Source organism: Oleiphilus sp. HI0125 (assembly GCF_001635355.1).
In genome coordinates, this window is the sequence record NZ_LWGF01000914.1 from 1 (window position 1) to 994 (window position 994).

A 994-nucleotide genomic window follows, 5' to 3' on the forward strand; every position below is an offset into this window, starting at 1 on the left:
TACCGAGGCAATGGGTCCTGCTGCCTTTATTGGCCGCTGTCGCGTCGTTCCTCTTCGTAATACCGGTGCCGCATTATCGCCGCATAATGCCTTCTTGATTCTCCAGGGCTTGGAGACCTTAGGCCTTCGTATGGAACGTCACTGCAACAATGCCGAGCGTGTGGCTGAACATCTTGCAAGCCATCCCAAAGTAACTTGGGTTAACTATGCAGGTTTGCCGACCAGTCCTTACTATGAAAACTGTAAAACCTTATGTGGCGGACGCGCCTCAGGCATACTCAGCTTTGGCATCAAAGGAGGCAAAGAAGCCGGTACACGATTTATCGATGCCTTGCAGATGATTCTTCGCCTCGTAAATATTGGCGATGCGAAATCTCTTGCTTGTCATCCAGCTTCAACGACTCACCGTCAACTTGATGCAGAAGAACTAGCTGCGGCAGGAGTGAGTGAAGATCTAGTACGAATTTCTGTAGGGATAGAACATATTGACGATATTATCGCCGATATAGATCAGGCGCTCGAGCAAGCATAACTCGATTGCTTAATACCAAACTTTAGAAACGAAAAGGGAGCGTTATTACACTCCCTTTTTTGAATCTGAGCTCTCATTTGACTTAGGTTTTCGGCAAGGTCACCCCAGTCTGGCCTTGATACTTACCACCGCGATCACGATAGCTAGTCTCACACACTTCGTCCGACTCAAAGAACAACATTTGTGCAACGCCTTCGTTTGCATAAATTTTTGCAGGCAAATTCGTAGTGTTCGAAAACTCAAGCGTTACATGCCCTTCCCATTCTGGCTCCAAAGGCGTGACATTTACGATAATGCCACAACGCGCGTACGTTGATTTGCCAAGACAAACAGTCAGCACGCTTCTTGGAATACGAAAATATTCCACGGTACGCGCTAATGCAAAAGAGTTCGGAGGGATAATACAAACGTCGCTATCGATATCAACAAAGCTCGTTTCATCGAAATTCTTCGGATCTACCG

The 994-nt window shown here is 46.9% G+C and carries 2 protein-coding genes; one reads left to right on the forward strand and one right to left on the reverse strand.

Annotated elements, in window-relative coordinates; genetic code table 11:
* On the forward strand, positions 1–532 hold a 532-nt coding region (locus tag A3762_RS15855), incomplete at its 5' end, for a PLP-dependent transferase (protein WP_197469299.1).
* Between the two features lie 82 nt (positions 533–614).
* Here the strand turns inward: A3762_RS15855 and dcd are convergent.
* On the reverse strand, positions 615–994 hold a 380-nt coding region (gene dcd, locus A3762_RS15860; protein ID WP_068756575.1), incomplete at its 5' end, for a dCTP deaminase.